The 26,178-nt window shown below is 70.6% G+C and carries 27 protein-coding genes and 1 riboswitch; of the genes, 11 read left to right on the forward strand and 16 right to left on the reverse strand.

What is annotated here, in order from left to right; genetic code table 11:
- The first annotated feature begins 1 nt into the window (after window position 1).
- Both MCHT01_RS10575 and MCHT01_RS10580 read left to right on the forward strand, forming a co-directional pair.
- Window positions 2–2,104 carry a putative bifunctional diguanylate cyclase/phosphodiesterase gene (locus MCHT01_RS10575; RefSeq protein ID WP_067065303.1) on the forward strand — a complete coding sequence of 701 codons (2,103 nt, stop codon included), beginning with the start codon at window positions 2–4 and terminating at the stop codon, window positions 2,102–2,104.
- 104 nt (window positions 2,105–2,208) lie between these two features.
- A complete protein-coding gene (locus MCHT01_RS10580; protein ID WP_067065368.1) occupies window positions 2,209–3,297 on the forward strand; it encodes a class I SAM-dependent methyltransferase in 1,089 nt (362 codons plus the stop codon).
- A 30-nt stretch (window positions 3,298–3,327) separates the two neighbouring features.
- On the opposite strand, the gene MCHT01_RS10585 is transcribed toward MCHT01_RS10580, so the two are convergent.
- Together MCHT01_RS10585 and MCHT01_RS10595 are read right to left on the reverse strand one after the other, a co-directional pair.
- Entirely contained in the window at window positions 3,328–5,325 is a 1,998-nt protein-coding gene (locus tag MCHT01_RS10585; RefSeq protein WP_169806118.1) for an alpha/beta hydrolase family protein, read from the reverse strand.
- A 153-nt stretch (window positions 5,326–5,478) separates the two neighbouring features.
- A complete protein-coding gene (locus MCHT01_RS10595; RefSeq protein ID WP_067065369.1) occupies window positions 5,479–6,720 on the reverse strand; it encodes a multifunctional CCA addition/repair protein in 1,242 nt (413 codons plus the stop codon).
- Window positions 6,721–6,885: 165 nt separating this feature from the next.
- Here MCHT01_RS10595 and MCHT01_RS10600 point away from each other — a divergent pair, with 165 nt between their 5' ends.
- Window positions 6,886–7,161, forward strand: a complete 276-nt coding sequence (locus MCHT01_RS10600; RefSeq protein ID WP_148661481.1) for a hypothetical protein — start codon at window positions 6,886–6,888, stop codon at window positions 7,159–7,161.
- A gap of 53 nt (window positions 7,162–7,214) precedes the next feature.
- Here the strand turns inward: MCHT01_RS10600 and MCHT01_RS10605 are convergent, their stop codons facing one another.
- Window positions 7,215–7,916: a glutathione S-transferase family protein gene (locus MCHT01_RS10605; protein ID WP_067065310.1), complete on the reverse strand. Its 702-nt coding sequence runs from the start codon at window positions 7,914–7,916 to the stop codon at window positions 7,215–7,217.
- 113 nt (window positions 7,917–8,029) lie between these two features.
- Window positions 8,030–10,093 carry a lytic transglycosylase domain-containing protein gene (locus tag MCHT01_RS10610; RefSeq protein ID WP_067065311.1) on the reverse strand — a complete coding sequence of 688 codons (2,064 nt, stop codon included), beginning with the start codon at window positions 10,091–10,093 and terminating at the stop codon, window positions 8,030–8,032.
- Between the two features lie 11 nt (window positions 10,094–10,104).
- On the opposite strand from MCHT01_RS10610, the gene MCHT01_RS10615 reads away from it, so the two are divergent.
- Window positions 10,105–10,731, forward strand: coding sequence for a 5-formyltetrahydrofolate cyclo-ligase (locus MCHT01_RS10615; protein WP_067065312.1), 627 nt, complete (start codon window positions 10,105–10,107; stop codon window positions 10,729–10,731).
- 15 nt (window positions 10,732–10,746) lie between these two features.
- Here the strand turns inward: MCHT01_RS10615 and MCHT01_RS10620 are convergent, their stop codons facing one another.
- Complete coding sequence (locus tag MCHT01_RS10620) at window positions 10,747–11,733, reverse strand: LysR family transcriptional regulator (protein WP_067065313.1); 987 nt, start codon at window positions 11,731–11,733, stop codon at window positions 10,747–10,749.
- 126 nt (window positions 11,734–11,859) lie between these two features.
- On the opposite strand from MCHT01_RS10620, the gene MCHT01_RS10625 reads away from it, so the two are divergent.
- Entirely contained in the window at window positions 11,860–12,207 is a 348-nt protein-coding gene (locus tag MCHT01_RS10625; RefSeq protein ID WP_084452374.1) for a DUF2917 domain-containing protein, read from the forward strand.
- Here the strand turns inward: MCHT01_RS10625 and MCHT01_RS25590 are convergent.
- Complete coding sequence (locus MCHT01_RS25590; protein WP_084452376.1) at window positions 12,164–12,691, reverse strand: TfoX/Sxy family protein; 528 nt, start codon at window positions 12,689–12,691, stop codon at window positions 12,164–12,166. The two genes, MCHT01_RS10625 and MCHT01_RS25590, sit on opposite strands and share 44 nt — an antisense overlap.
- 93 nt (window positions 12,692–12,784) lie before the next feature.
- Between MCHT01_RS25590 and MCHT01_RS10635 the strand changes: the two genes are divergently transcribed.
- Both MCHT01_RS10635 and pepQ read left to right on the forward strand, forming a co-directional pair.
- Window positions 12,785–13,393 (forward strand): 5-formyltetrahydrofolate cyclo-ligase, encoded by a 609-nt coding sequence (locus tag MCHT01_RS10635; protein ID WP_067065315.1) that lies wholly within the window; start codon window positions 12,785–12,787, stop codon window positions 13,391–13,393.
- Window positions 13,390–14,724, forward strand: coding sequence for a Xaa-Pro dipeptidase (pepQ, locus tag MCHT01_RS10640; RefSeq protein WP_067065316.1), 1,335 nt, complete (start codon window positions 13,390–13,392; stop codon window positions 14,722–14,724). The genes MCHT01_RS10635 and pepQ overlap by 4 nt, the downstream gene beginning before the upstream one ends.
- Window positions 14,725–14,826: 102 nt before the next feature.
- On the opposite strand, the gene MCHT01_RS10645 is transcribed toward pepQ, so the two are convergent.
- From MCHT01_RS10645 to ahcY, 4 genes are all read right to left on the reverse strand, one after another.
- Window positions 14,827–15,465 carry an OmpW/AlkL family protein gene (locus MCHT01_RS10645; protein ID WP_067065317.1) on the reverse strand — a complete coding sequence of 213 codons (639 nt, stop codon included), beginning with the start codon at window positions 15,463–15,465 and terminating at the stop codon, window positions 14,827–14,829.
- Between the two features lie 129 nt (window positions 15,466–15,594).
- Window positions 15,595–16,434, reverse strand: coding sequence for a methylenetetrahydrofolate reductase [NAD(P)H] (metF, locus tag MCHT01_RS10650; RefSeq protein WP_067065318.1), 840 nt, complete (start codon window positions 16,432–16,434; stop codon window positions 15,595–15,597).
- Window positions 16,431–17,162 carry a TlyA family RNA methyltransferase gene (locus MCHT01_RS10655; protein ID WP_067065319.1) on the reverse strand — a complete coding sequence of 244 codons (732 nt, stop codon included), beginning with the start codon at window positions 17,160–17,162 and terminating at the stop codon, window positions 16,431–16,433. The genes metF and MCHT01_RS10655 overlap by 4 nt, the downstream gene beginning before the upstream one ends.
- Window positions 17,163–17,299: 137 nt before the next feature.
- Complete coding sequence (ahcY, locus tag MCHT01_RS10660; RefSeq protein WP_067065320.1) at window positions 17,300–18,733, reverse strand: adenosylhomocysteinase; 1,434 nt, start codon at window positions 18,731–18,733, stop codon at window positions 17,300–17,302.
- Window positions 18,734–18,834: 101 nt separating this feature from the next.
- Window positions 18,835–18,933, reverse strand: a riboswitch (S-adenosyl-L-homocysteine riboswitch).
- Between the two features lie 31 nt (window positions 18,934–18,964).
- Between ahcY and MCHT01_RS10665 the strand changes: the two genes are divergently transcribed.
- Window positions 18,965–19,771 carry an HAD family hydrolase gene (locus MCHT01_RS10665; protein WP_369688618.1) on the forward strand — a complete coding sequence of 269 codons (807 nt, stop codon included), beginning with the start codon at window positions 18,965–18,967 and terminating at the stop codon, window positions 19,769–19,771.
- Here MCHT01_RS10665 and MCHT01_RS10670 read toward each other — a convergent pair whose 3' ends face one another.
- From MCHT01_RS10670 to MCHT01_RS25595, 4 genes are all read right to left on the reverse strand, one after another.
- On the reverse strand, window positions 19,772–20,293 hold the full coding sequence (locus MCHT01_RS10670) for a hypothetical protein (protein WP_148661482.1): 522 nt from the start codon (window positions 20,291–20,293) through the stop codon (window positions 19,772–19,774).
- 238 nt (window positions 20,294–20,531) lie between these two features.
- Window positions 20,532–20,780: an oxidoreductase-like domain-containing protein gene (locus tag MCHT01_RS27975; RefSeq protein ID WP_067065322.1), complete on the reverse strand. Its 249-nt coding sequence runs from the start codon at window positions 20,778–20,780 to the stop codon at window positions 20,532–20,534.
- 62 nt (window positions 20,781–20,842) lie between these two features.
- Window positions 20,843–21,109: a translation initiation factor IF-1 gene (gene infA / locus MCHT01_RS10680; RefSeq protein ID WP_067065323.1), complete on the reverse strand. Its 267-nt coding sequence runs from the start codon at window positions 21,107–21,109 to the stop codon at window positions 20,843–20,845.
- A gap of 45 nt (window positions 21,110–21,154) precedes the next feature.
- On the reverse strand, window positions 21,155–21,379 hold the full coding sequence (locus MCHT01_RS25595) for a hypothetical protein (RefSeq protein ID WP_148661483.1): 225 nt from the start codon (window positions 21,377–21,379) through the stop codon (window positions 21,155–21,157).
- A gap of 459 nt (window positions 21,380–21,838) precedes the next feature.
- On the opposite strand from MCHT01_RS25595, the gene MCHT01_RS10685 reads away from it, so the two are divergent.
- Entirely contained in the window at window positions 21,839–22,078 is a 240-nt protein-coding gene (locus MCHT01_RS10685; protein ID WP_067065324.1) for a hypothetical protein, read from the forward strand.
- 189 nt (window positions 22,079–22,267) lie between these two features.
- The gene (locus tag MCHT01_RS10690; protein WP_067065325.1) at window positions 22,268–22,945 is read left to right on the forward strand and encodes a hypothetical protein; all 678 of its coding nucleotides are present in this window, start codon (window positions 22,268–22,270) and stop codon (window positions 22,943–22,945) included.
- Here MCHT01_RS10690 and MCHT01_RS10695 read toward each other — a convergent pair.
- Both MCHT01_RS10695 and MCHT01_RS10700 read right to left on the reverse strand, forming a co-directional pair.
- Complete coding sequence (locus MCHT01_RS10695; RefSeq protein ID WP_067065326.1) at window positions 22,938–23,945, reverse strand: AraC family transcriptional regulator; 1,008 nt, start codon at window positions 23,943–23,945, stop codon at window positions 22,938–22,940. The genes MCHT01_RS10690 and MCHT01_RS10695 overlap by 8 nt on opposite strands.
- Before the next feature lie 2 nt (window positions 23,946–23,947).
- Window positions 23,948–24,889: an AraC family transcriptional regulator gene (locus tag MCHT01_RS10700; RefSeq protein WP_084452380.1), complete on the reverse strand. Its 942-nt coding sequence runs from the start codon at window positions 24,887–24,889 to the stop codon at window positions 23,948–23,950.
- A 212-nt stretch (window positions 24,890–25,101) separates the two neighbouring features.
- Between MCHT01_RS10700 and MCHT01_RS10705 the strand changes: the two genes are divergently transcribed.
- Window positions 25,102–26,130 (forward strand): aldo/keto reductase, encoded by a 1,029-nt coding sequence (locus tag MCHT01_RS10705; RefSeq protein ID WP_245643219.1) that lies wholly within the window; start codon window positions 25,102–25,104, stop codon window positions 26,128–26,130.
- Window positions 26,131–26,178 lie beyond the last annotated feature (48 nt).

Below are 26,178 nucleotides of genomic sequence, written 5' to 3' on the forward strand. Positions count from 1 at the left end.
CATGGACACGCCGCCCGTGCTCCCGCCGGGCCGTCCGGCCGCGCTGGCCGAGCATCAGGCGGCGCAGTTCCGCCTGCTGGCCGACAACGTGCCGGTGCTGATCGCGATCTTCGACGCGGTGGACCGCACCTGCCGTTTCGCCAACCGCGAGTACGCCCGCAGCTTCGGGCTGGACGAGCACAGCGTGCTGGGCCGCACCTTCGCCGAGATCATCGGCGAGGAGGCCGCCCGCGAGATCGCCCCCCATGTCGAGCGCGTGCTCAACGAGCGCGTCAGCGTCGACTACGAGCGGCGCCTGGAACGCGGCGACGGCCGGGCGCACTGGATCGAGGTCAACCTCATCCCCTACGTGCCGGCCGGGACGGACCGCGTCGAATCGGCCTTCGTGCTGATCAGCGACATCACCCGCTTCCGCGAGGCCGAGCGCGCGGCGCGCGAGTCCGAGGAGCGGCTGACCAAGTTCATGCAGGCCTCGATGGAGGGCATCGTCTTCCACCGCGACGGCGTCATCACCGACGTCAACCCGCCGCTGTGCGAGCTGGTGGGCTACACGCTGGAGGAACTGGTCGGCCGCACGGCGCTGTCGACGGTGGCCCCCGACCAGGTCGAGGTGGTGCGCGAGGTGATGGCCTCCGGCCGCGAGACCCGCTATCCGACCGCCATCCTGCATCGCAGCGGCGAGCGCATCGATGTCGAATTCATCGTCCGCACGCTGTGGTTCAACGGTGAGCGCCTGCGGATGACCATCGTGCGCGACCTGCGGCCCCATCTGGACGCGCTGGCGCGCATCCAGCACCTGGCCGAGCACGATCCGCTGACCGGCCTGCTGAACCGGCCGGCCTTCATGGAGCGGCTGCGCGAGCGCCTGTCGCGGCCCGACGCGCCGCGCGCGGCGCTGCTGTTCATCGACCTGGACAACTTCAAGCGGGTCAACGATTCGCTGGGTCACCTGGAGGGCGACCAGGTGCTCGCCACCGTCGCTGAGCGCCTGCAGGGCGGGCTGCGGGCGAGCGACCTGGTGGCGCGCTTCGGCGGGGACGAGTTCGTCGTGCTGCTCGAGGACGTGCATCAGCGCCGCGATGTGCAGACCGTGCTGAACGCGCTGCTGAGCGTCGTCGAGGTGCCGGTGCAGGCCGACGGCCGCGACCTGTCGGTGACGCCGTCCATCGGCGTGGCGATGTACCCCGAGCACGGCGACTCGCCCGAGGAGCTGCTGCAGCACGCCGACACCGCGATGTACCTGGCCAAGACCGCCGGCCGGGCGACCTCCCGCTTCTTCGAGCCCGCGATGGCCCAGAACGCCTACGCCGACCTGGTCATCGAAGCCGAGCTCGCGCAGGCGCTGACGGCCGACGAGTTCGTGCTGTTCTTCCAGCCGCAGGTCGATGCGCAGACCGGCCACCTCACCGGTGCCGAGGCGCTGCTGCGCTGGCGGCATCCCGAGCGCGGCCTGCTCACGCCCGACGCCTTCATCCTGGTGGCCGAGCGCCACCGGCTGATGGTGCCGCTGGGCGAGTGGGTGATGCACGAGGCCGCGCGCCAGGCCCGCGACTGGCACGAGCGCGGCATCGCCGAGGTCCCGATCGCCGTCAACCTGTCCAGCATGCAGTTCCGGCTGGGCAGCTTCGCCAAGTCGGTGGCGCACGTGCTCAAGACCGCCGGCGTGCCGGGCGACTGGCTGGAGCTGGAGCTCACCGAGCGCATGCTCACCGACGAGATCGACCGCCTGCCCGAGCTCCTGCAATCGCTGCGCGCGCAGGGGCTGGCCATCTCGATCGACGACTTCGGCACCGGCTACACGGCGCTGAACCAACTGACCCGGCTGCCGCTGGACAAGCTCAAGATCGACCAGAGCTTCGTCGCGGTGCTGCCGGACGACCGCGGCGCCGCCGCGATCACCCGCGCGGTGGTGCAGATGGCCAAGGGCCTGGGCCTGCGCGTGGGCGCCGAGGGCGTGCGCAACCCGCGGCAATGGCATCTGCTGGCGGAATGGGGCTGCGACGAGCTCCAGGGCGAGGTGATCGCCCCCGCCATGCCCGCCGGCGAATTCGAAGCCTGGCTGGCCGCGCGCGGCAAGCCCAGGCCGCCTGGACTCGACACATGACCTCCACGACCCCTCCCTCCGGACGCGCGAACGGCGCGTCCGTCGCTTCCGTCTCCTCGTCCGCGTCCGGCGCGGCCCCGGAGGCGCCGGCCACCGATCCGGCCATGCTCGCGCGACTGCGCGAGGCGCTCGCCGAGGCCGGGGGCTGGCTGCCCTTCGACCGCTACATGAGCCTGGCGCTGTACGAGCCGGGCCTGGGCTACTACGCCAACGCGCGGCGCAAGTTCGGCACCATGCCTCAGCAGGGATCGGACTTCGTGACGGCGCCGGAGCTCTCTCCGCTGTTCGGCCGCGCGCTGGCGCGGCAGGTCGCGCAGGCGCTGCAGCTCAGCGGCACCGACACGGTGATCGAGTTCGGCGCCGGCAGCGGCAAGCTGGCCGAGCAACTGATCGAGACCCTGGACGCGCTGGGCCAGCCGCTGACGAAGTACTTCATCGTCGACCTCTCCGGCACGCTGCGCGAGCGCCAGGCCGAGCGCCTGGCCCGCTTCGCGCCGCGCGTCGAGTGGCTGGACCGCTGGCCCGAGGAGATCCACGGCGTGCTGGTCGCCAACGAGCTGCTGGACGCGATCCCGGTCGAGCTGCTGCGCTGGGACGGCGCGCACTGGCTGCAGCGCGGCGTGACGCTGGACGCGCAGGACAAGCTGCACTTCGAGGACCGGCCCGGCGAGGCGCGTCCGCCCACGCCGCCCGAGCACGATGTCGGCTTCGTGCCCGGCACGGTGACCGAGGTCCATCCGCAGGCCGAGGCCTTCGTGCGCACGCTCGCGAAGCACCTCAAGCGCGGCGCGGCCTTCTTCATCGACTACGGCTTCCCCGAGTCCGAGTACTACCACCCGCAGCGCACCGGCGGCACGCTGATGTGCCACCACCTGCACCGGGCGGATCCGGACCCGCTGGCCCTGCCGGGCCAGAAGGACATCACCACGCACGTGAACTTCACCGGCATCGCGCTGGCGGGGCAGGACGCGGGGCTGACGGTGCTGGGCTACACGAGCCAGGCCAACTTCCTGATCAACTGCGGCCTGGTCGACCTGCTGGCCGAGGCCAACCTCGCGCAGCGCGGCATGGCGCACCGCCTGATCGCGGAGCACGAGATGGGCGAGCTGTTCAAGGTCGTCGGCTTCGCGCCCGAGGACGCGAGCTTCGACGCGCTGGGCTTCACCGCGGGCGACCGGTCGCACACGCTGTGAGCGCGGCGGCCCGGCGCCGCCGCGGCCGGTTCACGCCGCCGGGGTGGCGGGCAGACCGCCGGCGTGGCGATGAAGGAAGGCCAGCAACGCCGCCCAGTAGTCCAGCAGGTCGCCGCGACTGGGCGAGTGACCGGACTGGAGCAGGCGCATCGATTCGACGGGGCGTCCCAGGCGCTGGAGCGCCTCCACCATGCGTGTGCTCTGCGCGGGCAGGATGCGTTCGTCGAAGACGCCATGGGCGAGGAAGACCGGCGTGCGCAACTGCTCCGCATGCTGGAGCGGCGAGACCGCTTCCAGCGCCGACCGTGCGGTCTCCACGTCGCCGACCAGGCGCCGCATGATCTCGCGCGAGGCGGTCGAGGAATCGTCGGCCCAGTGGTTGACCAACTGGTCGGGCAGGTCGCTGATGCCGGCCAGGCTGACGCCGCAGCAGTAGAGGTCCGGGGTCTTGATCAGGCCCCACAGGGCGGCATAGCCGCCGTAGCTCGCGCCCACGATGGCGACCCGCCGGGGATCGGCGATGCCGCGTGCGATCAGGTCCTGCACGCCGTCGGTGATGTCGTCCTGCATCGCCAGCCCGAACTGCCGCAGGCCCGCTTCCTGGAAGCGCTTGCCGAAGCCGCTCGACCCGCGGAACTGCGGCTGGAACACGACATAGCCGTGGTCGGCCAGCATCTGCGCCTCGATGTCCCACCGCCAGCGGTCGCGCGTCCAAGGGCCGCCGTGGATCAGCGCGACCAGCGGCGCCGGACCGTCACCGCCATGGCGTGGCCGCGTGAGGTAGGCGGGAATCGACAGGCCGTCGCGAGCCCGGTAACGGTAGGTCTCGACCGGCGCGACGGCCGCGGGATCGATCTCCTCCTGCGCGCTGCCGATCAGGCGGAACTTGTTGGTCCGGGTGTTCAGGATGCGCCACCGTCCGGGATCGGTGCCGCTGAAGCTGCTGATCATGACCATGCCGTCGAGCCGACCGCTCAGCAGGTTCACCGAGTCGGGCAAGGCATGGTCCACCGAGGCCTGCAAGTCGGCCCAGTCCTGCTCGAACCAGCGGGTCGTGGGCTTCAGGCCGTCCGTCACCACGCGGTCGATGCTCTCGCCCTGCAGCGACGCGGTCACCAGCACGTCCTCCTCGGGATGACCGGCGATGGCCCCGGTGAAGCGGCGCTCGACCAGGTCGAAGCGCTGCACGGCCACGGTGTCGCGGTCACCGCGCGCCAGTACCGCCAGCGATCGTCCATCCGGCAGCACGCGCAGCAGTTGCCAGAAGTCCTCGGCCACCCGGTTGTCCTGGCGGGCCAGCAAGTCCCAGGCGGCGTCCGGCTTCTCGCGGTACCAATGGCTCAGGACCGAGGCGCCGTTGGCGAAGGGCCCCCGCACCGTCGTGACCGCGATGGGGCGTTCGGCGGCGTCGAGCAGGACCTGGGCCAGACGCTCCCGATCGGGCAGTTGCAGATCCAAGCCGATCGCCGTGCCGGTCCGCACGTCGACGATGGCCGCGTCGTGGTCGAGCGCGCCGCCGGAGCGGCGCACCAGCAGCCGCGGGTGGCCGTCCGGTCCCGGGGGGAGCACGCGGAAGATCTCTCGCTTGACCTCGTACAGCTCGCGACCGTCGATGTCGAACACGGAGTCGGAGATCAGCAGGGTCCGATCGTCCAGCCACAGCATGGGCCCGGCAAAGGCCGCGAGCCGCGTGGTCTTGCCGGTCTCCTGGTTGTTGAGCAGCGTGACCGCGCCTCGCTGGAGCCCCTGGTTCGCGCGGATGGCGACGTGCTTGCCGTCGGGCGACAGCCGCATGTCGCTGAACACCGGCGGGATGAGCCAGTGCTTGACCGGCTTCGGACGATGTGGCGATCCGGGCGTCGCGCCGGCCGCGGACGCGCCTGGCGCGGGCGGAACGGGCGGGACCTCGCCGGCCCTGGCGATCAGCTGCCATGGCGCCAAGGTCGCGACGGCTGCGGCACGGACCGCGGCGCGACGGCGGACATCGAGGGCGGGCGACGGGCGCGGGGTGGGCTTCACGGGGGACATGGGCCGGGAATGTAGTCCGGCCGTCCGCGGCGAGGTCGGCGGCGGGATCCGTGCTTTCCCGGGAACCATGCGCGGCTCGCACGGCCTCGCGCCGGCGGCCGGGCGCCTGCTCGCGACCGGGACCGCGTGCCGCCCCGGACGGTGATGCCGGGGTCAGTCCTTGCCTGGTCGTCCGGCGTCGGCGTTCCGCAGCGCCGCCTTGCGGGCCTCCGTGATCGCCTGCCCGATCGCCGGGCCCTTCTTGCCGGCGGCCAGCGCGGCCGCCGAGATCGCCGCCTGATCCACCGACTGCACCGCCGCCAGGTCCGCCAGCAAGGCGGCGCGCTGCGGATAGTCGCGGTCCTGCAGGCCGGCGCGGCCTCGCGCGTCGCACTCGCAGGCCAGCAGCATCTGCGCGAAGCGTTCCGGCCGGCGCAGTGCGTCGCAGCGCTCCAGCAGCCGCAGCCGCGCCTCGGGGCCGAGCTCCAGGCTCCTGTGGACGTTGGTGTGCTCGCGGGCGGTCAGTTCGGCCAGTTCCTTGCAGTCCGACGGCACGCGCCAGCGTTGCGACATCGCGGCGGCCAGCTCGACCGAGCGCGACTCGTGCGCCAGGTGCCGCGGCCATTCGGCCTCCGGCGTCGTGCCCTTGCCCAGGTCGTGGCACAGCGCGGCGTAGCGCACCGGCAGCGGGGCGTCCATCCGCGCGCAGGCCGCCAGCACCAGCAGCAGGTGCGCGCCGGTGTCGATCTCGGGGTGATGCGCCTCGGGCTGCGGCACGCCGAAGAGCCGATCGATCTCCGGCGCGATGCGCGCCAGCGCGCCACAGTCGCGCAGGATCTCGATCATCCGCGCCGGGAAGGCTTCCATCAGGCCGCGGGCGATCTCCTGCCAGACCCGCTCGGCGACCAGCGCGTCGGCCTCGCCGGCCTCGACCATGCCGCGCATCAGCGCCATCGTCTCCGGCGCCACGCTGAACTCGCCGAAGCGGGCGGCGAAGCGCGCCAGCCGCAGGATGCGCACCGGATCCTCGGCGAAGGCCGGCGATACGTGCCGAAGCACCTTCGCCGCCAAGTCGCGCTGCCCGCCGTAGGGATCCACCAGCACCCCGTCCTCGCCCCGCGCCATCGCGTTGATGGTCAGGTCGCGGCGGATGAGGTCTTCCTCCAGGGTGACGCCAGGATCGGTGTGGAACTGGAAACCGTGGTATCCGGTTCCGGTCTTGCGCTCGGTCCGGGCCAGTGCCACCTCTTCATGGGTCACGGGGTCCAGGAACACCGGGAAATCCTTGCCGACAGGCAGAAATCCCTTGTCGATCAAGGACTTGGGCGTCGCGCCGACGACCACCCAATCGCGGTCCTGCACCGGCAGGCCCAGCAGGGCGTCGCGCACGGCGCCGCCGACGAGAAACATTTCCATACTCATGTTGCGGTGCAGCATCCCAAGGGTGAGGGGGGCGCCAGTAGGCTCCGCTCCGTATATTCACCGAGGCCGCCTGCAGACCAGTGCCTGTTTCAAACAGGCCGACTCACCGAGAGAGACGCCTGAGTTAGGCAGGTCGGCCAAGCAGTAGGGAGTTTAAGAATGAAAGCAGTTGCCTTGCTCCTGTTGGGCGGACTCGGTCTCGCCGCCCAGGCGCATGCCCAGGAGCCATCCTCCTCGACCCCGCAGGTGGCCGTCGCGGCCGACACCAGCTTCAGCCGCCAGAGCCAACCCAGCGCCCCGCAGTTGCCGGACGTGAACGAGCAGGAGTCCGACGTCGCGGCGCCGTCCTTCGTGAACGAGCCCCAGAACCAGGCCATGATGCTGGTCGGCCTGCTGGCGGCGGGCTTCCTGGTCCGCCGCCGCCGCGACGACTGATCGCGGCCGGGCGCCGCGCGCGCGGCGCCCCTTCGACAACCCTTCCTCGCGTCTTAGCGCTTGAGCGTCGGCACCGCGCCACGCACGTCGCGGTAGGGCTCCTGGATCTCCAGGAAATCCTTCTCCGCCAGCGCATCGGCGATCCATTCGCGCACGCCGGGCGCCTCCTGCATGCGGGCGACATAGGCCTGCAGCGGCGCGGGCAGCGGCAGGCCGTAGCGCGTCACCCGCATCACCACCGGCGCGAAGAAGGCGTCCACCGCGCCGAACTCCCCGAACAGGAAGGGCCCGCCGCTCTGCGCGAGCGCGTCGGTCCAGAGCTCGCCGATGCGCGCCAGGTCGCGGTGCAGGCTCGGCTCGGTCGCCAGCAGGCGCTGGCCGACGAAGGCCAGTTCCGCGTCGATGTTCATCGGGCACAGGCTGCGCAGCTGGGTGAAGCCGCTGTGCATCTCGGCGCACAGGCTGCGCGCGCGGGCGCGCTGGCGGGCATCGCGCGGCCAGACCGGCTTGTCGGGGAAGCGCTCGGCGATGTACTCGACGATGGCCAGCGAATCCCACACCGCCAGACCCTCGTCCACCAGGACCGGCACCTTGAGCGTCGGCGTCAGCGGCGCCAGCGCGCGGTAGAACGCCGAGCCCGGCTCGAAGTCGAAGCGCACGACGCGTTCCTCGAACGCGATGTCGAGCCCCTTGAGCAGCACCCACGGCCGCATCGACCAGGACGAGTAGTTCTTGTTGCCGATGACCAGTTGCATGGAGGGGGACTCGCTTCCTTGAGGTGACGGGGGCCGGAACGGCCCCGAGGAGGGGCGGCCGGGCGGGACGGGCCTCGTCGCCGGATGCGGCGAGGCGGTTGCCCGGCGCGGGATCAGTTGCCGTTGGCGGGAATGTCCGGTTGCGACGCGGCGGCCGGGCCGATCACGCGGCCCAGGCGGTCGCGCAGCAGCGTGCCGCCCTCGCGGCCCATCAGCTGGGCGTAGATGGTCGCGTTGGACAGGACCTTGCGCACGTAGTCGCGGGTTTCCCAGATGGGGATGTTCTCGGTCCAGATGGCGGCGTCCAGCTGCGGGCCCTCGCGCCAGCGGCGCGGTCGGCCCGGGCCGGCGTTGTAGGCCGCCGCGGCCATGGCCTGCGAGCCGTCGAAGCTGTCCATCACCAGCTTCAGGTAGCCGGTGCCCAGGCGCAGGTTGGTGTCGCGGTCATGCAGCATGTCGGGCCGGAAGTCGACGCCCAGCTTCTTCGCGGTCCACTTGGCCGTGGCCGGCATCACCTGCATCAGGCCGCCGGCGCCCACGTGCGAGCGCGCGTCCATCATGAAGCGCGATTCCTGGCGGATCAGCCCGTAGACATAGGCCGGATCGAGGCCCGCGGCCGTCGCCTGCCTGAGCACGTCGGCGCGGTAGGGCATGGGGAAGCGCTGGGCCAGGTCGATCTCGCCGCGGGTGCGCTCGCTGGTCTGGATGCAGCGCTCCCAGAGCTCGCGCTCGCAGGCGGTCTGCGCCACGGCCAGCAGTTCGCGGTCGGACAGGCCGCGCAGGCTGAAGTTCCACTCGCGCTGGCCCTCGCCGCGCAGGCCCACGGCCAGCAGCTGCAGCGCGCGCTGGATGCCCGCCTGCTGCTGCACCGCGGCCCGTTCCTGGGCGCTGAGCTCGGCCGGCGTGGGCGGGAGCGGCAGGCGCAGCTTGAGCTCGTCGGCGGCGAGCTTGCCGTAGAAGCTCAGCGGGGAGGCGATCGCGCGCAGCGACTCCTGCGCCTCGCGGCGCTGCGCGTCGCCGGCGGGACCCTTCTCGGCCAGTTGCTGCTGCGCCTTCGCGCGCCAGTACTGCCAGACGATGTCCTTCTGGTCCGACGGCTTCATCAGCTCGATCGCGGCCACCAGCTGGGCTGGTCGGCCGGCCCCGTTGTCGGCGCGCAGCGCGGCACGGGCGATCCAGGTGACGGTGTCGTCGCTCCACTCGATGGGCTCGCGGGCCTTGGCCTGGAGCTGGATGGCGCGCGCGAAATGGTCGCTGGCCTCGTCCTTCAGGCGCAGCGCGGCCTGGCGGCCATACTGGGCCCACAGCCAGGCCGACAGGTCGTTCGGCAGCTTGGGCGCCCAGCGCTTCACGTCGTCGTCGGCCTTGTCGTAGTCGGTCGCGGCCAGGCGCATCAGCGCCAGCAGCGTCAGCTCGGCCTTGGCCCGTGGGGAGGCGGCGGCCTTGCGCTTGAGGTAGCGGTCGGGCTTGTCCATCAGCTCGGCGATGGCGTCCTGATCCGCCTTGGACAGCAGCGCCGAGGTCTGCTTCACCGCGCGCGGCTTGTTGGTCTCGACGACCAGGCGCAGCTTGCGCCACACGTCCGCGTCCTTGAACACGCCGTTCTCGTGCAGCGTGGCCGCCAGCATGTTGCAGCCCTCGTCGGCGTCGCGTTGCGCGAACCAGGCGGCGCGGGCGCTGTCGCGCAGCTCGCGCTTGGGCGGATCGGCCAGCAGCGTGTAGCAGACCACCTCGCGGTCGTCCTGCATCTTGTAGCCGGCCAGGTCGCGGCGGAAGTTGGCCCAGTCGCGGCGATGACCCAGTTCCAGCAGCCAGTCGTTGCGCAGCCGGTCCTCGACATAGCTGCCGGGCCAGCGCGCGTAGAAGGCGTTGATCTCGGCTTGCTGGGCCTCGGACAGGCGGGCGTTGAGGTCCCAGTAGTCGAACCAGGGCGCGAGCGGGTGCTGCTGGTCGAAGGCGGCCTGCCGCATGGCGGACAGCTTCGCCCGGTCGCGCACGCGCCAGGCCTCGCGGGCGTCGGTGACCAGGTCCGGCAGCGGCGGCGGCGGATTGGGCACGACGGTGAACGAGGAGGGCGACTGCGCGTGGGCCGTGAGCGGCGCCAGGGTGGCGACGGCGGCCAGGGCTGTCACGGTGGCGGAGGCGAGGGCGGTTACAGTGATCCGAGCGAACTTCATGCCGAACTGCGATGAATGCCTCCCCCAAGGATCCGACCCCGTCCGGTGCCGACACCGGCGCCGGCAAGACCTGGCCCCATGAGCGAAGCGAGCTGCGTCGCGCCTTGCTGGCGCGCCGCCGTGAATGGTCGGCCGGCGCCGAGGCCCGTCTGGCGGCCGATCAGCTGGGCGAGCAGTTGCTGCACCTGCTGCGTCAGCTCGAGCCGCTGAGCCTCGGCCTGTACTGGCCGCTGGAGGGGGAATTTAACGCAGCGGCCTGGGCCGCGGAGCACAAGCTGGGCGCGCGGATGCAACTCGCGCTCCCGTTCGCGCGCAAGGCCGGCGATCGCGGGCCCGCGTCGATGGACTTCCGGCGCTGGGATGGCCAGGAACCGACGCTCAAGGACGAGTGCGGCATTCCCAGCAGTGGCGGCGCCGTGCTGGTGCCGGAGGTGCTGCTGGTGCCCTGCCTGGGCTACACGCGGGAAGGTTTCCGCATGGGTTACGGAGGCGGCTACTTCGACCGCTGGATCGAGGCCCATCCCGGCGTGACCACGGTGGGGCTGGCCTGGGCCTGCTGCGAGGCGCCCTTCGAGGTGCAGGCGCACGACCAGGCGCTGACCGTCGTGCTGACCGAGCGCGAAGTCATCGCGCCCTGAGCGCTGCCCGGGCGCTCAACCCGAGCGCTCGTCCATGGGCGGATCGGGCTCCCCGATCGCTCGGCGGGTGAGGGCGGCCTGCTCGCCGATCCAGCGCGCGAACTCGACCACCTCGGGCCGCGAGCGCCCGTGCCGCGACAGCATCAGCCAGTACACGGTCGGACAGTCGGTGCGGCCGCCCCGGCCGAAGGGCTCGACCAGTTCGCCGCGTTCCAGCGCTTCGTAGATCAGCGGCAGACGGGCCAGCGCCACGGCCTGGCCCGACACCGCCGCCTGGATCTGCTGGTACGTGAAGTTCAGGTACATCCAGCGCCGCGGCTGCAGGTCCGGCGCGCCGTGCAGCGCCAGCCAGCGTCGCCAGCTCAGGAACAGGCCGCTGGGACGCTGGTCGTCCTCCTCGGCCAGCGTGAAATGGCGCAGATCGGCGGCCTCGCGCAGCGCGGGGCCCTGGCCCTCCGCGGCCTGGGCCGCGACCCAGGGATTCACCACGGGCGTCAGCATCTCGCCGAACATGCGCTGCGCCGTCGGCGGCACGCCGCGGCCCGGCGTCGCGTAGCGCAACGCGATGTCGACCTCGCTGTCCTCCAGGTCCACCAGCTGGTCGTGGGCGGAGACGCGGATGTCCATGTCCGGGTGCGCGCGCTGGAAGGCCTCCAAGCGCGGAATCAGCCACAGCGAGGCGAAGGAGGCGAAGGTCGTCACGTTGACCACGCGCCGGCCACGCGTGCTGCGGATCTGGCGCACCGTCCCGTCCAGCCGGTCCAGGATGGACTCCACCGCCGACTGCAGCAGCTTGCCGTCGGGCGTGAGCTCCACATGGCGCGTGCCGCGCAGGAACAGCGTGGCGCCCAGCTCCTCCTCCAGCGAGCGGATCTGACGGCTGACGGCGGACTGGGTGAGGAAGAGCTCCTCGGCCGCGCCGCTGAAGCTCAGCCGCCGGGCGACGGCCTCGAAGGCGCGCAGCGGTCCCACGGCGAGTGGGCGATTTCGGGGCTGATTCATGCGCGGATGGTATCAATCTGCGCTGGAAGACTCATTGGACCGGGACTCGGGGGAACCCTAGTATCACGCCATGCTCACGAGGAATGCCGCCGATGCGCGCGGGGCTCGATGGGCGGGGGGTAGACCATGAGCTTCACGCAAAAGTCATCAATCCAGGTCACGCACGGCGATGCGGCGTGGACTTTGTCGCACGGCGAGGCCATGTCGCTGCCGATCGGCCCGGGCCGTCGCGAACTGCGCGTCCTGGAAGGCCGCGTGTGGCTGACGCAGCGCGGTGCGCTGTCGCTGCCGGCCGAGGACGTCTGGCTGAGCGCCGGCGACACGCTGGAAGTCGACGACGGCGCGCAGCTGGTCGTCGAGGCCTGGCCGGCCGCCCGCTTCCAGCTGCTGGTGCCGCCCAGCGCCTGCGCCGCCCGCACCGAGCGCCGCGTCAGCCGTCTGCCTTCCTTCGGCCTGCGGCTCGCGGGCGCTTGATCGTGGGCGCGGCCTTGAGCGGCTTCACGCTGGTCTCGGTGCTGGGCGCGGCGGTGGTGCCGGCCCTCTTCTTCGGCGTGCTCGTCTTCGCCTTCGAGTTGGCCGAGCGCAAGGCCGACTCCATCGCCACCCGGCCCCAGGGCAGCATCAGCGCGGGCGACTCCAGCGTCTCCTCCGGCGGCCGGAAGTAATTCAGGCTGGCGACCTCCTCGCGGCCTTCCTTGCCGGTACGCGTGTACCGGAACGGCTCGCAGCCCGCGGCCTCGTAGCGGGCCTGGCTGACGGCGTCGGCTTTCAGATAGAGCTCGTCGCGGCTGATGATGGCCAGGAACAGGCCGTCCACATAGAGCCCGAAGCCGCCGAACATCCGGCGCGCGAGCACCGGCCCCAGCGGGCTCAGCAATTCCATGCAGTGGTTGGCGAAGTCGCTGCCGGCGCCGGTGACGCGGCGGACAGTCCCGGTGGTGGTGGTGCCTCGTGCCATGAGCGCCGACTGTAGTCATCTCCTCTGGCGCCTGCCACGCGTCACGGCCACAATCGCCGCTTCCTGGGCCGCGTCCGGCCCGAAGGGAGCCGGATGGATCTGCCCAACGACAAGCACCCGATGTCCCCCGCCGTCGCCACGGACCGCAAGGCCTTGCGCGAGCGCCTGATCCAGGAGCGCCTGGACCTGCCAGGTCGGCTGGACCTCGCGGACGAGCTGCAGCGCACGCTGCGCGTGTGGCTGGTGGCGCGCAAGGAACTGCGCATCGCGGCCTACTGGCCGATCAAGGGCGAATTCGATCCGCTGCCGGCGCTGTTCCGCTGGAGCGAGGTGGACGCCAAGCGCCGCATCGGCCTGCCGGTGGTGGATCGCGAGGAGGAGCGCCTGCGCTTCCACGTCTGGTACCCGGGCTGCCCGATGGAAGTCGACGGCACCGGCATCACCAAGCCCAAGGACACCGAGGCCTTCGATCCCCAGCTGCTGCTGCTGCCCTGCCTGGGCTACGGGCCGGGCGGCATCCGCCTGGGCTACGGGGGCGGCTTCATGCTGCGCACCATCGCGCGCATCGAGCCCCGTCCGATCGTCGTGGGCATCGGCTACAGCCATGGCTTCCAACCGACGCTGACCGCCCAGCCCAACGATGTCCGGCTCGATGCGATGCTGACCGAGATGGGACTGGTCTGGGAGAATCCCCGCGCATGACGTCCGCCGAATCCTCCTCCCTGAACACCCTCTACGCGGCCCACTTGGCCGAGCAGCAGCGCCGCACCGAGCACGCGCTCCAGCGCGGCGGCTACGACGCGCTGCTGATCGCGTCGGGCATCGAGAAGTTCGCCTTCCTCGATGACCGGCCCTATGTGTTCCAGACCAATCCGCACTTCAAGCTGTGGGTGCCGCTGGTCCAGCACACGGACAGCTGGCTGGTGATCCGTCCCGGTCACAAGCCGCGCCTGGTCTATTGCCAGCCCGAGGACTACTGGCACGTGCCCCCGGCCGCGCCGAGCGGCTTCTGGGTCGAGCACTTCGAGCTGATCGTCATCCGCCGTCCCGAGGACGCGCGTCAGCACCTGCTGCTGCCGGGCCGGCTGGCCATCGTCGGCGAGGCCGACGCGGCGCTGGAGGGCGTGGTCCCCAACAACCCGCCCGAGGTCCTGAACCCGCTGCACTACGCCCGCGCGGTGAAGACGCCCTACGAGCTGCTGCGCCTGCGCGAGGCCTCGACCGCCGGCGCGAGGGCGCATCTGGCCTCGCAGCAGGCGTTCCGCGAAGGACGCTCGGAAGCCGAGATCCATCGCGCCTATCTGGCCGCCAGCGGCCATGCCGAGCGCGATCTGCCCTACGGCAACATCGTCGCGCTGAACGAGCACGCCGCGGTCCTGCATTACCAGTACCAGGAGACGAAGGCGCCGGCGCAGTCGCTGTCGCTGCTGGTGGACGCAGGCGCGCACAGCGTGGGCTATGCGTCCGACATCACGCGAACGACCGGCAATGGCGACGCGAGCTTCCAGGCCCTGATCGACGCGATGGAGGCGGCGCAACTGCGCCTGGTCGACCGCGTGCGCGCGGGCGTCGATTACCGCGACATCCATCTGGCCTCGCACCGCGAGATCGCCGGCGTGCTGCGCCAGCTCGGCATCGTGAAGATGGACGAGGACGCGATGCTGGCGGAGCGCGTCACGTCGACCTTCCTGCCGCACGGCATCGGCCACCTGCTGGGCCTGCAGGTGCACGACATCGGCGGCTTCATGGCCAGCGAGGAGGGCGGCACCCTCGACAAGCCCGAAGGCCATCGCTACCTGCGCCTCACGCGCGTGCTGCAGCCGGGCATGGTGGTGACCATCGAGCCGGGTCTGTACTTCATCCCGATGCTGCTGGACCAGTTGCGCGCGACGCCCGCGGCGGCGCAGGTGGACTGGTCGCTGGTCAAGCACCTGAGCGCCTTCGGCGGCGTGCGCATCGAGGACGATGTCGCCTGCACCGACACCGGCGCGCCGGAGAACATGACGCGGGATGCGTTCGCGGCGCTGGGCTGATCCAGGCGGCCACACGGCGCGACGCCCGGCGACGCGCTGAAACGAAAGAAGGGCCCTCGCGGGCCCTTCGTCGTCATGGGGGTGCGGTGCGCGGGCGGTCGCTCAGAACCGGTAGCCGACGCCCACGCCCACCAGCAGCGGGTCGATCTTGAACTTGCCGACGGACGCGCCCTTGGAGCGCACGTCGGTGCCCATCTGGACCTTCTTGATGTCGACGTTGATCGACCACTGCTTGTCGAGCATCACGTCGAAGCCGGCCTGCGCCGCCAGACCGAAGCTGTGCTTCTTGATGCTGGGCGCCAACGCGGCCTGAACCGCCGGATCGAAGCGCACGCCCGAGAACATCGTGTAGTTCACGCCCGCGCCGACGTAGGGGCGGAAGCGGCCTTCGGGATTGAAGTGGTACTGCACGGTCAGCGTCGGTGGCAGGTGCTTGACGCTGCCGATGGCGGCGCCGTTGCTGCGCAGCGTGTGCTTCTGCGGCACGGTCAGGATCAGCTCGGTCGCGATGTTGGGCGTGATGAAGTAGCTGATGTCGACTTCGGGGATGGTCTTGCGGCTCAGCGACAGGCCCAGGCCGGTGCTGTCCTTGTCCGCCGAGTCGATGTTCACCGCGCGGGCGCGCAGCAGCCACGGCGACGACTGCGCCTGGGCCGGCATCGCGACGGCCAGCGTCAGCGCCGCCAGCGAGGCGGCGGCGACTGCGTGAACGTGAGCGCGGCGAACGGAAATGCGGGTCATGCGGGTTCTCCTGGTCAATGGGATGACCCGGATTGAACGACCGCCCTCGATGCCGCTTGTTGATCCTTCACAAGGAAGGAGGGCGCGACGTCCTCGCGTCCCGCGAGGGCGCCCGCCGGTTGCGTCTTGTCAAGCCGCGGTCGACAGACCGAGGCGTCGGCACAACTCCAGCGTCAGCGCGCTCTGGTTGAGCGTATAGAAGTGCAGTCCCGGCACGCCGCCGGCGATCAGGCGCTCGCACAGGCGGGTGACGACGTCCAGGCCGAAGGCGCGCACCGAGGCGGCATCGTCCATGTAGCCTTCCATCTTCAGCGCGACCCAGCGCGGGATCTCGATGCCGTCGCGCTGCGCGAACTGCGCGATGCGCGAGAAGTTGTTGATCGGCATGATGCCCGGCACGATCGGCACTTCCACGCCGAGCGCCCGCGTCGCCTCGACGAAATGGAAGTAGGCGTCGGGGTTGTAGAAGAACTGCGTGATCGCGCCGCTGGCGCCGGCCTTCACCTTGTCGGCGAAGAACTGCAGGTCGCGCGCCGCGTAGCGCTGCTGCGGGTGGTACTCGCAGTAGGCGGCGACCTCGATCTCCCAGTCCTCGCCCTGCGTCTCGCGGATGAAGCGCACCAGTTCCGACGCATAGCGGAACTCGCCCGCCGTCGCCGTGCCGCTGGGCAGGTCGCCGCGCAGCGCGACCACGCGACGGATGTTCTGCGCGCGGTAGGTGGACAGGATCTCGGCGATGTTCTCGCGCGTGGAACCCACGCAGGACAGATGTGGGGCCGCGTCGAAACCTTGCGAGGCGATGTCGGCCACGGTGGCCAGCGTCTTCTCGCGCGTGGAGCCGCCGGCCCCGTAGGTCACGCTGAAGTAATGCGGGTTCACCGCGCGCAGCTCCTGCACGACGGTCTTCAGCTTCTCGGTGCCGACCGGCGTGTTGGGCGGGAAGAATTCGATGCTGACAGGCGTCGTCATGGTTTCTGAACCCAGATGAAAAATTCGGTGTTGCCGTCGCCGCCGGTGACCGGGCTTTCGAACCAGCCCTTGACGACGAGCTCGCGCTTCTCGGCGGCCGCCACGGCCTGTTGCCTGAGCGTGGCGTACTGCGCCTTGTCCTTGACGATGCCGTTCTTGTTCAGGGCCTTCGGGCCCAGCTCGAACTGCGGCTTGATCAGCAGCAGCGCCTGGCCTTGGGGCTTGAGCCAGCCGACCACGTGCTTGAGCGTGCCGACCATCGAGATGAAGCTCAGGTCGCCCACGACCAGATCGAAGGGCGCGTCGGGGACGAAGTCCTTCACGTGCATGCCTTCATGGGCGGTCACGCGCGGGTCGGCCTTCAGGGACTCGTGCAGCTGGCCGTGACCGACGTCGATGCCGGTCACGTGGGCCGCGCCCGCCTTGAGCAGCACGTCGGTGAAGCCGCCCGTGCTCTGGCCCATGTCCAGCGCCGAGAGACCCGCCGCCGACACGCCGGCCTTGGCCAGCGCGCCTTCGAGCTTGAGGCCGCCGCGCGAGACGTAACGCAGCTCGGCGTCGTCCGTCACGCGCAGGGCGGTGGTCTCGAGCAGGTCCTCGCCGCACTTGCGCACGACGGTCCAGCCCTTGGGACCTTCCCACTCGACCGCGCGCGCGTCGATCAGCCGCTGGGCGGCCGAGCGCGTGGGCGCCAGGCCGAGGGAGTGAAGAAGGTGGTCAGCTCTCATGGTCAGAGTCTCTCAGCGCGTCGCGAGCGGGCGTCAGGCTAGGCGCGGGGGATCCGGGAACCGGAACGTAGCAGCGCTACGTGAGGATTCACGGAGGGACCCGCAACGACGCATGGCGCCCGCGCAGTAGCGCCCGATCAATAGCGGTAGGTATCCGGCTTGTAGGGGCCGGACTTGGAGACACCGATGTAGGCGGCCTGCTCGTCCGTCAGCTCGCTCAGCTGCGCGTTCAGCGTCTTCAGCTGCAGGCGCGCGACGTGCTCGTCCAGATGCTTGGGCAGCACGTAGACCTTGCCGACGGCATAGGCGTCCTTGTGCGCGAACAGCTCGATCTGGGCGATCGTCTGGTTGGCGAAGCTCGAGGACATGACGTAGCTCGGGTGACCCGTGCCGCAGCCCAGATTCACCAGACGGCCCTTGGCCAGCAGGATGATGCGCTTGCCGTCCGGGAAGATCACATGATCCACCTGCGGCTTGATCTCTTCCCACTCGTACTTCTCGATCGAGGCGATGTCGATCTCGTTGTCGAAGTGGCCAATGTTGCAGACGATGGCGTTGTGCTTCATCGCGGCCATGTGCTCGTGACGGATCACGCCCTTGTTGCCGGTCGTCGTCACGAAGATGTCGGCCTTGTCGGCGGCGTACTCCATCGTCACGACGCGGAAGCCTTCCATCGCGGCCTGCAGCGCGCAGATCGGGTCGATCTCGGTGACCCAGACCTGGGCCGACAGCGCGCGCATCGCCTGCGCCGAGCCCTTGCCCACGTCGCCGTAACCGGCGATCACGGCGATCTTGCCGGCGATCATCACGTCGGTGGCGCGCTTGATGCCGTCGACCAGCGACTCGCGGCAGCCGTACAGGTTGTCGAACTTGCTCTTGGTGACCGAGTCGTTGACGTTGATGGCGCGGAACAGCAGCGTGCCCTTGTCCGACATTTCCTTCAGACGATGCACGCCCGTGGTGGTCTCTTCCGTGACGCCGATGATCTCGGCGCTCTTGCGGGTGTACCAGGTCGCGTCTTCCGAGATCTTCTTCTTGATCGCGGCGAACAGGATGCGCTCTTCCTCGCTGCCCGGGTTGGCCAGGACCGACAGGTCCTTCTCGGCCTTCTGACCCAGGTGCATCAGCAGCGTCGCGTCGCCGCCGTCGTCCAGGATCATGTTGGGGCCTTCGCCCGCGGTGCCCTTGGCGCCGAAGTCGAAGATGCGATGGGTGTAGTCCCAGTAGTCTTCCAGCGTCTCGCCCTTGTAGGCGAACACCGGGGTGCCGACGGCGACCAGCGCGGCGGCGGCGTGGTCCTGCGTCGAGAAGATGTTGCACGAGGCCCAGCGCACTTCGGCGCCCAGCGCCTGCAGCGTCTCGACCAGCACGGCCGTCTGGATCGTCATGTGCAGCGAGCCGGTGATGCGCGCGCCCTTCAGCGGTTGAGCCGCGGCGTACTCCTGACGGATGGCCATCAGCGCGGGCATCTCGCTCTCGGCGATCTTGATTTCCTTGCGGCCCCAATCGGCCAGCGACAGGTCTTTGATCAGGTACTGGTCTTGGGCCAGCGGCTTCGTTTGGGCGTTCATGCGGACTCCTGCGAGGAAGGGCCGTCGACGCCTGCGGGCTGGGTTCGGAGGAGATGCAATCGGCGAATGCCGCTCGGTCCTCACCCGGCCTGCGAAGGGTCGACGGGTGAGCGCGGTTGCCATGGCCGCGGGCATGTCGCCGCGCGGCGGTTCCGAGCCTGGCCTCGATGGGGTGGGAGGTCGCAACGCTCCTCGGAACAGGGCGCGATTGTAGGGCCACAATCGCGCCCCATGCGAACCATGACCCCGCTGGCGGCTTGTCCGCGCGCCGCCTGGCGCCCGTTGCGCGGCGTGCTGACGGACATCGATGACACCCTCACCGGCGAGTCCGGCATCGCGCCCGCGGGCCTGGACGCGCTGCATCGGCTGCACGATGCCGGCATCCCCGTGATCGCGATCACCGGCCGTCCGGCGGGCTGGAGCGAGCCCTTCGCGCTGGCCTGGCCGGTGCGCGGCATCGTCGCGGAGAACGGCGGCGTGCTGCTGCACCGCGAGGAGGCGGGCGAGGGCAGCGCGCTGCGCGTCGAGTTCGCGCAGGACGACGCGACGCGTGCCGCCAACTTCGCGCGCCTGCAGGCCTGCGCGCGGGAGATCGTCGCCACGGTGCCCGGCGCCCTGCTGGCGCGTGACAGCGCCGGGCGGCTGACCGACATCGCCGTCGACCATTCCGAGTTCACGACGCTGGACGACGCGGCCATCGCCGCCGTCTGCGACCTCATGCGCACGCACGGGCTGACCGCGACGGTCAGCTCCATCCACGTGAACGGCTGGATCGGCGAGCACAGCAAGTGGAGCGCCGCGCACTGGGCGGTGAAGCGCTTGACCGGCGCGGACTTCGATCCGCGCGAGTGGGTCTATGTCGGCGACTCGACCAACGATCAGCTGATGTTCGAGCGGGTGCCGCTGTCGGTGGGCGTGGCCAACATCGCGCGCTTCCTGCCGATGCTAGACCACCCGCCGGCTTACGTCACCCAGGCCGAGCGCGGCGATGGCTTCGCGGAGATGGCGCGCGCGCTGCTGGCGGCGAAGTCGGGCTGATCAGGCGGCGCGGCGGATGGCGCCGCTCGCGGGCGACGCGGCCTTGGCGGAGGAGGCGGTCGGAGCGGTGGCGCCGGCGGTCTGCGCGGGCGTCAAGGCGGCCGCGGTGACGGGGGCCTCGTCGACGACGGCGACGTGCGGTCGCGGCTGACGGCCTTCGACCGCGTCCCAGGCATGTCGGCCGACCAGCGCGGAGATCCCCGGCCAGTCATGCCCGCGCGGCAGCACCCGCGCCAGCGTCGCGTGGCTCACCCGACCGCCCAGCGCGATCAGCCGATGCGCCACCTCGATCCGCCGACGACGGATCCGCGGCAGCAGCCAGCGGTTGGTGGGGCGCTCGCGCAGCACGCTGGGATGCGGCATGCAGCGGTGCTCGGCCATCAGCAAGTGACGCAGCAGCACCTCCAGCGGCGCCGGCGGCAGGTGCCGCCAATCGGCGCTCAGCCGGGCAAGCGCGAAGCGCAGGTTGGCCTGCGCGTCGGAGCGCGGGGCGTGCAGGCGGTTCTGGCCGGTCATGAACATCGAGACCTCCGGGCATCGGGCGGCGCGTCGCGCCGTCATCGGCAAGCGGAGCGCCTGTCCCTGATGTCGGCCATCCTGCGCGCGTTCTGAACCCGCGGCTGTCCCCAAAAACGTCACGAAACGCAAACGGGGTCCTCACGGTCCCCGGGGGCGGGGTCCCGAAAAGCGAAGGGCCGCGCGAGGCGGCCCTTCAGGGGGATCGTGAGATCAGGTGCGGTGAGCGGGAGCGGTCACGGCCTCAGGCCGGCGCCTCCGGATGGCGGGCTTTCCACGCCCGCAGATCCTGGCGGTATTGGTCCATCGCCAGATCGTGCAGGTCGAAGATGCACGGATCGCAGCCGTTGCCGCAGCAGGCGTCGATGTCGGGCTGCTGGGGCGGCACCGGCATGGGATCGTCCACGGCGCCGCCGCTCGACGAGGTCGAGCCGGGGGCGTCGGTGGCGACAAGCGCTGCGACCTGCGAGGTCGCCTCGGTCGGGGCGGTCATGAGGCCGGAATCTCCGGCGCCCGCGAGAGCCGCTCAGCGACGAGCGGATCCCGCGCGCGGGCTCAGCGGCGAACCGGGGGGCGCGACGGCGGCGGGCCGCCCGCGGTGCGGTTCAGGTGACGGAAGGTGATGCGGCCCTTGGTCAGGTCGTAGGGCGACATTTCCAGCGACACGGCATCGCCGGCCAGGATGCGGATGTGATGCTTGCGCATCTTGCCGCCCGTGTAGGCGATGACCTGGTGGCCGTTCTCCAGCGTCACGCGGAAGCGCGAGTCGGGGAGGATTTCATTGACCACCCCCTGCATTTCAATCAGTTCTTCCTTGGCCATACGGGATGTTCCTTTCTTGAATGGAGGGGTCGGATGGGCGGCCGCTCAATGCGAACGCGCCCAGGCGGTGCCTTCGTTCTCAGCGTAGCGCAGCGCGGCGCCACGATTCGGAAAACTCGGCACGAATCGCATGACGCGATCGATGCTGGACATGCCGCGTCCCGAACGAATCGAGACCGAGGCGGTGAAGCCGCCGTCGGCATGGGGTTTGGTCATGGGTGAGACAAGGAAACGCCCCACCTCAATGCTTTTTGTTGGCATGGTTCTCATGAGGTGTGCGCCTTGACAGGTCCACGTGCCGGGCCGTTTCGGGCCCCAGCGCGTGGACGGTCGCGAATTGCGTAACCGTCTTGGCGCGGTTTGGGAAAGGTGGACGAAGCCGGAATTGGCTTCGCCGACGGATCGCCGATGGATATCAGCCGGCGAGAAACGCTCAAGGCACGAACCGGAGGTTGATGCTGTAGCGAGCCGCACGCGTGAGAAGGGTCCGGAGAATTGCAACGTCGGACCGGCGGGGCTGCAGATGAAGACCGCAGGGATGGTCTTGCGCGAATCAAGCGTCGGAATGTATCACACACCGGCAAATGGCGCACCAGGGGGCGAACGCAACAACAGGGGCTTCCGTGACATCTGGCGACACACTGTGTCCATACTCCCTGTCCTTGCCGCGACAAGCCCACCGGAACGAAGTACGGGCCGCGGCGATCGGGACATGCACAGGGAGTTCCCATGGACGTACGACTGACCATCGAACGTTTGCCCAAGCTGCGCGTCATGCGGGTGGACCGCGTGATCCTCGACGGCCCCCGGCGCAATGCTGCGGTGGTGCTGTTCGACCGGGGCGAGGCGCTGACCGACATCGTGCTGACCGTCTACGTCAGCGACGCCTTCGACCCGCAGGCGCAGATCGCCGTGCGAAGACACCTGGACCCGGAAGGCCGACAGCCGGGCTGGCGCGTCCAGGCCTGAGCGTCGCGGGTCGGCGGATCGCCGCCGTCATCTCTTCATCCCGTCGCGCCGTCGCGACGCCGTGCCGCGCTCGTCACCCAAAGCCGTGCCATGCCGGACTTTGGGTGATCTCGAGGTCCGACCGCTACCATCGCCCCCGAACGACAGGTCGGCCGGGGAGGGCACGATGGATCGACAAGGCACGTCGGCATGACGACGGTGGCGCGCTGGGAACCGGCCGGGAAGGGCCGGCGGCGGATCGGGTGGGGCGCGGCGCTGCTGGTGCAGGCGGTCGCGTTGAGCGTGTGGTGGCTGGGCTTCGGCAAGGCGCTGCCCGGTCATCGGGCCGAGGACCGGACCCTGACGGTGCGGCTGGTGACGTCGCCGCCCCGGGCCGCCCGGGGCGAGCACGAGCCGCTGGAGCCGCCCCCGATCGCGAGGCGGCCGGAGCGCCCGCGGCTGCCCGCGCCCATCCTCGTGGCCGCGCCCGAGGTGAGCATCACCGCGGCCGTCCCCGCCACGGGCGTGCAGACCGTGGCCGCCCCGGTGTCCGGCGCGTCGGCGCCGCCGCCGGGCAACGGGCGCACCACGCTCAACCTCGCGCTGCCGAAGATGCCGGCCTCGTCCGACGCGCGGCTGCGGATGGCCGATCAGGTCCGCAACGATCCGCGCTCCCACAGCGAGAAACGCACGCTGGAGTCCGCCATGGCCGACGCGGCGGGCACGCTGCCCGTCGAGACCAGCATCTCCACCAGCGGGTCCGGCTCGAAGCTGGTCCGCCAGGGCAGCAAGTGCCTGCGGGTCTACGACAACCGCGTGGCGGCGCTGAATCCGACCGACGACCGGCTCAAGGACGCGCCCATGCTGGTCAGCCGGTGCTTCAACTGACGGCGGCCGGTGTGTCGCGCCACTTGGCCGCGTCTCGCGAGGGCGGCGCGCCGTAGAGCCGGCTGTATTCGCGGCTGAACTGCGACGCGCTCTCGTAGCCGACGGCGTGGCCGGCCAGCGCGACCTCCAGGCCCTCCGCGATCAGCAGCCGGCGCGCCTCCTGCAGCCGCAGCTGCTTCTGGTACTGCAGCGGGCTCATCGAGGTCAGCGCGCGGAAGTGGTGGTGCAGCGAGGACGCGCTCATGTGCGCCTCCCGGGCCAGCGACTCGATGCGCAGCGGTTGCGCGTAGTGCGCCTTGAGCCAGCGGATCGCCCGCTGCACGCGCTGGGTCTGGCTGTCGGTGCGCGCGATCTGGGCGAGGCGCTCGCCCTGCCCGCTGCGCAGCACGCGGTAGACCAGCTCCCGCATCGCCATCGGCGCCAGCGCCGCATGGTCCTCGGGATGGTCCAGCAAGCGCAGCAGACGGGCCGCGGCGTCGAGCATGTCCGAGGTGAGCGCGCTCACGAACAGGCCGCGGCCGGCGTCGTCGGCACCGTCGGCCTCACGGGCGATCACGGGCGCGGGCACGGGCCGCGGCGGGCCGCTGCGCGCCACCAGCTCGGCCACTTCCTCGGCGTCGAAGTCCAGGCGCAGGCAGAGGTAGGGCCGCGCCGGGGAGGCCTCGATCACGCGGCCGCTCACCGGCAGGTCGGTGGTGAACACCATGAAGCGCGACGCGTCGTAGACGTAGCGTTCCTCGCCCAGCCGCACCTCCTTCGCCCCCTGCGCGATCACGCACAGCGCCGCCGGCTGCACCGCGTGCGCGAGCTCGCCCCCGGGGCCGTCCAGGCGGATCGCCCACACGCGCGGCAGCGCGGTGGGCCAGAGGCCCTCGCGCGGCGCGTGGCGCATCAGCAGGGGGATCAGGGCGGCGACCGAGGCGTCGGTCGTCGCGGAGGCCGGGGGCGTCGGGGTGGCGACGATCGGCGCCTCGGGGCGTGCGGCGGCTTGCTCGACCATCCTCAGCTCGCGCGCAGGATCTGCTCGATGTCCGCCCGCGGCGGCGTGCCGAAGAGGCGGCGGTACTCGCGGCTGAACTGGGAGGCGCTCTCGTAGCCGACCTGGTGCGCGGCCGCGGCGGCGTCCAGCCCGCCGCCCAGCATGAGCCGGCGCGCGTGCTGCAGCCGCAGCTGTTTCTGGTACTGCATCGGCGACATGCTGGTCAGCTGCTTGAAGCGCTGGTGCAGCGTGGACGCGCTCATGTGCGCGACCTCGGCCAGCTCGTCGATGCTGATGGCCTCGTGGAAGCGGCGGTTCAGCTCGTCGATCGCGCGGGACAGCCGGCGCGTCGCGCTGTCCTGCTGGGCCAGCGCCCGCAGCCGCGGTCCCAGCGGACCGGTCAGCACGCGATAGAAGATCTCCCGCTGCAGCAGCGGTCCCAGCACGCGCTGGTCCTGCGGGCTGTCCAGCAGCTGCATCAGCCGCAGCGCCGCGCTGAGCAGCGACTCGGAGACCGGGGCCACGTTCAAGCCCGACTGCGCCTGAGGCGGCGCGTCGCTGCCGGCGGGACCCACCTCGAGCATCAGTTCGGCCAGGGTCGGCGTGTCGCAGCTCACCCGCACGCACAGATAGGGCTTCTCCGGCGTCGCGTCGATCACCTGGCCCTTGGGCAGCATCGTCATCGAGACGAGCAGGAAATGCAGCGGGTCGTAATACAGGGTCTCGTGGCCGAGCTCCACCTTCTTGCGCCCCTGCAGCACGATCACCAGGCCCGGCTCGTACAGCGCCGGCGCGGTGCGCGGGGCGGTGCAACTGGCCTTGATCAGCTGCAGACAGGGGATGGCCGTCGGGCGCGAGCCGTCGCCGTCGGTGTGCCGCAAGGTCAGGTCCACCATCTGCGCCCGCAGGGCCTGCAGCGCGTCGGGGAATCCTTCTGCCAAGGGAATGGGGGTGGGGGCAACCATGCGGTCGATTGTGCAAGTGCCTCGCGCCCGCCGCCAGCGCGCGAGGGGCCTGGAAACGGGCTTCCGGAGGATTGGGCAAGGACGGGCGAGCTTTGCGCTGGTTCCGGTGGGGGGTGAATTTCTACAGTGACGGACATCGCGGCGCCCACCCTCGCCGACGGTCGGCCCCGGTCGGCGCCCGCGATCGCATCACATCAGAAGGAGTGCCCATCATGACCATCATGTCCAAGGAACCCCTCAACAACCTGCCCCAGCTCCCGCGCCGTCGCCTCGGTGCCCACGGGCCCGAGGTCTCGGCGCTCGGACTCGGCTGCATGGGGATGTCCGACTTCTACGGCCCGGCCGACGAGGCCACGTCCATGGCGGTGCTCCATCGGGCGCTGGACCTGGGGATGAACTTCCTCGACACCTCCGACATCTATGGGAACGGCGCCAACGAGCGGCTGCTGTCGGGCCTGCTCGCCAACCGCCGCCGCGAGGTGGTGCTGGCGACCAAGTTCGGCATCGTCCGCAACGCCGACGGCCTGTCGGCCGGCGTCAACGGCACGCCCGCCCACGTCCACGCCTCCTGCGACGCCAGCCTGCGCCGCCTCGGAGTGAACCACATCGACCTCTACTACCTGCATCGGGTCGACAAGGCCGTGCCGATCGAGGAGACGGTCGGTGCCATGGCGGAGCTGGTCCGCGCCGGGAAGGTCCGGCACATCGGTCTGTCCGAGGCCTCGGCCGAGACGATCCGGCGCGCCCACAAGGTGCATCCGATCGCGGCCGTGCAGTCCGAGTACTCGCTCTGGACGCGCGACGTGGAGGCCGAGGTGCTGCCGACCTGCCGCGAGCTGGGCATCGCGCTCGTGCCCTACAGCCCGCTGGGCCGCGGCTTCCTGACCGGCGCCATCCGCAGCGCCGATCAGTTGGCCGCCAACGACTGGCGCCGCGTCAATCCGCGCTTCCAGGACGGCCACCTGGCCCAGAACCTCGCGCTGGCCGATGCCATCGTGGATCTGGCGCGGGATCATGGCCTCACGCCAGCGCAACTCGCGCTCGCCTGGCTGCTGGACCGCGGTCCGGACGTGATGCCCATCCCGGGCACCCGCTCGATCGCGCGCCTCGAGGAGAACGCGATGGCCGCCAGAGTGCGCCTCAGCGACGTGCTCCGGGAGGAACTGCAGGCGGTCGTCGACCACCATCCCGTCGCCGGCCAACGGTACCCCGAGGTCTCGATGGCGTTGGTGAACGCCTGAGCGCCTGAACGCCTGAACGCCTGAACGCCTGAACGGCGCGTCGGCTGA

It is taken from the genome of Mitsuaria chitosanitabida ATCC BAA-476 = NBRC 102408, from assembly GCF_001598255.1.
GTDB lineage: Bacteria > Pseudomonadota > Gammaproteobacteria > Burkholderiales > Burkholderiaceae_C > Roseateles > Roseateles chitosanitabidus.

What these genes read in the sequence shown, in the direction of transcription:
- MCHT01_RS10575 (WP_067065303.1), top strand. Translation starts at nt 2, where the DNA reads ATGGACACGCCGCCCGTGCTCCCGCCGGGCCGTCCGGCCGCGCTGGCC.
- MCHT01_RS10580 (WP_067065368.1), top strand. Translation starts at nt 2,209, where the DNA reads ATGCTCGCGCGACTGCGCGAGGCGCTCGCCGAGGCCGGGGGCTGGCTG.
- MCHT01_RS10585 (WP_169806118.1), bottom strand. Translation starts at nt 5,325, where the DNA reads ATGTCCCCCGTGAAGCCCACCCCGCGCCCGTCGCCCGCCCTCGATGTC.
- MCHT01_RS10595 (WP_067065369.1), bottom strand. Translation starts at nt 6,720, where the DNA reads ATGGAAATGTTTCTCGTCGGCGGCGCCGTGCGCGACGCCCTGCTGGGC.
- MCHT01_RS10600 (WP_148661481.1), top strand. Translation starts at nt 6,886, where the DNA reads ATGAAAGCAGTTGCCTTGCTCCTGTTGGGCGGACTCGGTCTCGCCGCC.
- MCHT01_RS10605 (WP_067065310.1), bottom strand. Translation starts at nt 7,916, where the DNA reads ATGCAACTGGTCATCGGCAACAAGAACTACTCGTCCTGGTCGATGCGG.
- MCHT01_RS10610 (WP_067065311.1), bottom strand. Translation starts at nt 10,093, where the DNA reads ATGAAGTTCGCTCGGATCACTGTAACCGCCCTCGCCTCCGCCACCGTG.
- MCHT01_RS10615 (WP_067065312.1), top strand. Translation starts at nt 10,105, where the DNA reads ATGAATGCCTCCCCCAAGGATCCGACCCCGTCCGGTGCCGACACCGGC.
- MCHT01_RS10620 (WP_067065313.1), bottom strand. Translation starts at nt 11,733, where the DNA reads ATGAATCAGCCCCGAAATCGCCCACTCGCCGTGGGACCGCTGCGCGCC.
- MCHT01_RS10625 (WP_084452374.1), top strand. Translation starts at nt 11,860, where the DNA reads ATGAGCTTCACGCAAAAGTCATCAATCCAGGTCACGCACGGCGATGCG.
- MCHT01_RS25590 (WP_084452376.1), bottom strand. Translation starts at nt 12,691, where the DNA reads ATGGCACGAGGCACCACCACCACCGGGACTGTCCGCCGCGTCACCGGC.
- MCHT01_RS10635 (WP_067065315.1), top strand. Translation starts at nt 12,785, where the DNA reads ATGGATCTGCCCAACGACAAGCACCCGATGTCCCCCGCCGTCGCCACG.
- pepQ (WP_067065316.1), top strand. Translation starts at nt 13,390, where the DNA reads ATGACGTCCGCCGAATCCTCCTCCCTGAACACCCTCTACGCGGCCCAC.
- MCHT01_RS10645 (WP_067065317.1), bottom strand. Translation starts at nt 15,465, where the DNA reads ATGACCCGCATTTCCGTTCGCCGCGCTCACGTTCACGCAGTCGCCGCC.
- metF (WP_067065318.1), bottom strand. Translation starts at nt 16,434, where the DNA reads ATGACGACGCCTGTCAGCATCGAATTCTTCCCGCCCAACACGCCGGTC.
- MCHT01_RS10655 (WP_067065319.1), bottom strand. Translation starts at nt 17,162, where the DNA reads ATGAGAGCTGACCACCTTCTTCACTCCCTCGGCCTGGCGCCCACGCGC.
- ahcY (WP_067065320.1), bottom strand. Translation starts at nt 18,733, where the DNA reads ATGAACGCCCAAACGAAGCCGCTGGCCCAAGACCAGTACCTGATCAAA.
- MCHT01_RS10665 (WP_369688618.1), top strand. Translation starts at nt 18,965, where the DNA reads ATGCGAACCATGACCCCGCTGGCGGCTTGTCCGCGCGCCGCCTGGCGC.
- MCHT01_RS10670 (WP_148661482.1), bottom strand. Translation starts at nt 20,293, where the DNA reads ATGTTCATGACCGGCCAGAACCGCCTGCACGCCCCGCGCTCCGACGCG.
- MCHT01_RS27975 (WP_067065322.1), bottom strand. Translation starts at nt 20,780, where the DNA reads ATGACCGCCCCGACCGAGGCGACCTCGCAGGTCGCAGCGCTTGTCGCC.
- infA (WP_067065323.1), bottom strand. Translation starts at nt 21,109, where the DNA reads ATGGCCAAGGAAGAACTGATTGAAATGCAGGGGGTGGTCAATGAAATC.
- MCHT01_RS25595 (WP_148661483.1), bottom strand. Translation starts at nt 21,379, where the DNA reads ATGAGAACCATGCCAACAAAAAGCATTGAGGTGGGGCGTTTCCTTGTC.
- MCHT01_RS10685 (WP_067065324.1), top strand. Translation starts at nt 21,839, where the DNA reads ATGGACGTACGACTGACCATCGAACGTTTGCCCAAGCTGCGCGTCATG.
- MCHT01_RS10690 (WP_067065325.1), top strand. Translation starts at nt 22,268, where the DNA reads ATGACGACGGTGGCGCGCTGGGAACCGGCCGGGAAGGGCCGGCGGCGG.
- MCHT01_RS10695 (WP_067065326.1), bottom strand. Translation starts at nt 23,945, where the DNA reads ATGGTCGAGCAAGCCGCCGCACGCCCCGAGGCGCCGATCGTCGCCACC.
- MCHT01_RS10700 (WP_084452380.1), bottom strand. Translation starts at nt 24,889, where the DNA reads ATGGTTGCCCCCACCCCCATTCCCTTGGCAGAAGGATTCCCCGACGCG.
- MCHT01_RS10705 (WP_245643219.1), top strand. Translation starts at nt 25,102, where the DNA reads ATGACCATCATGTCCAAGGAACCCCTCAACAACCTGCCCCAGCTCCCG.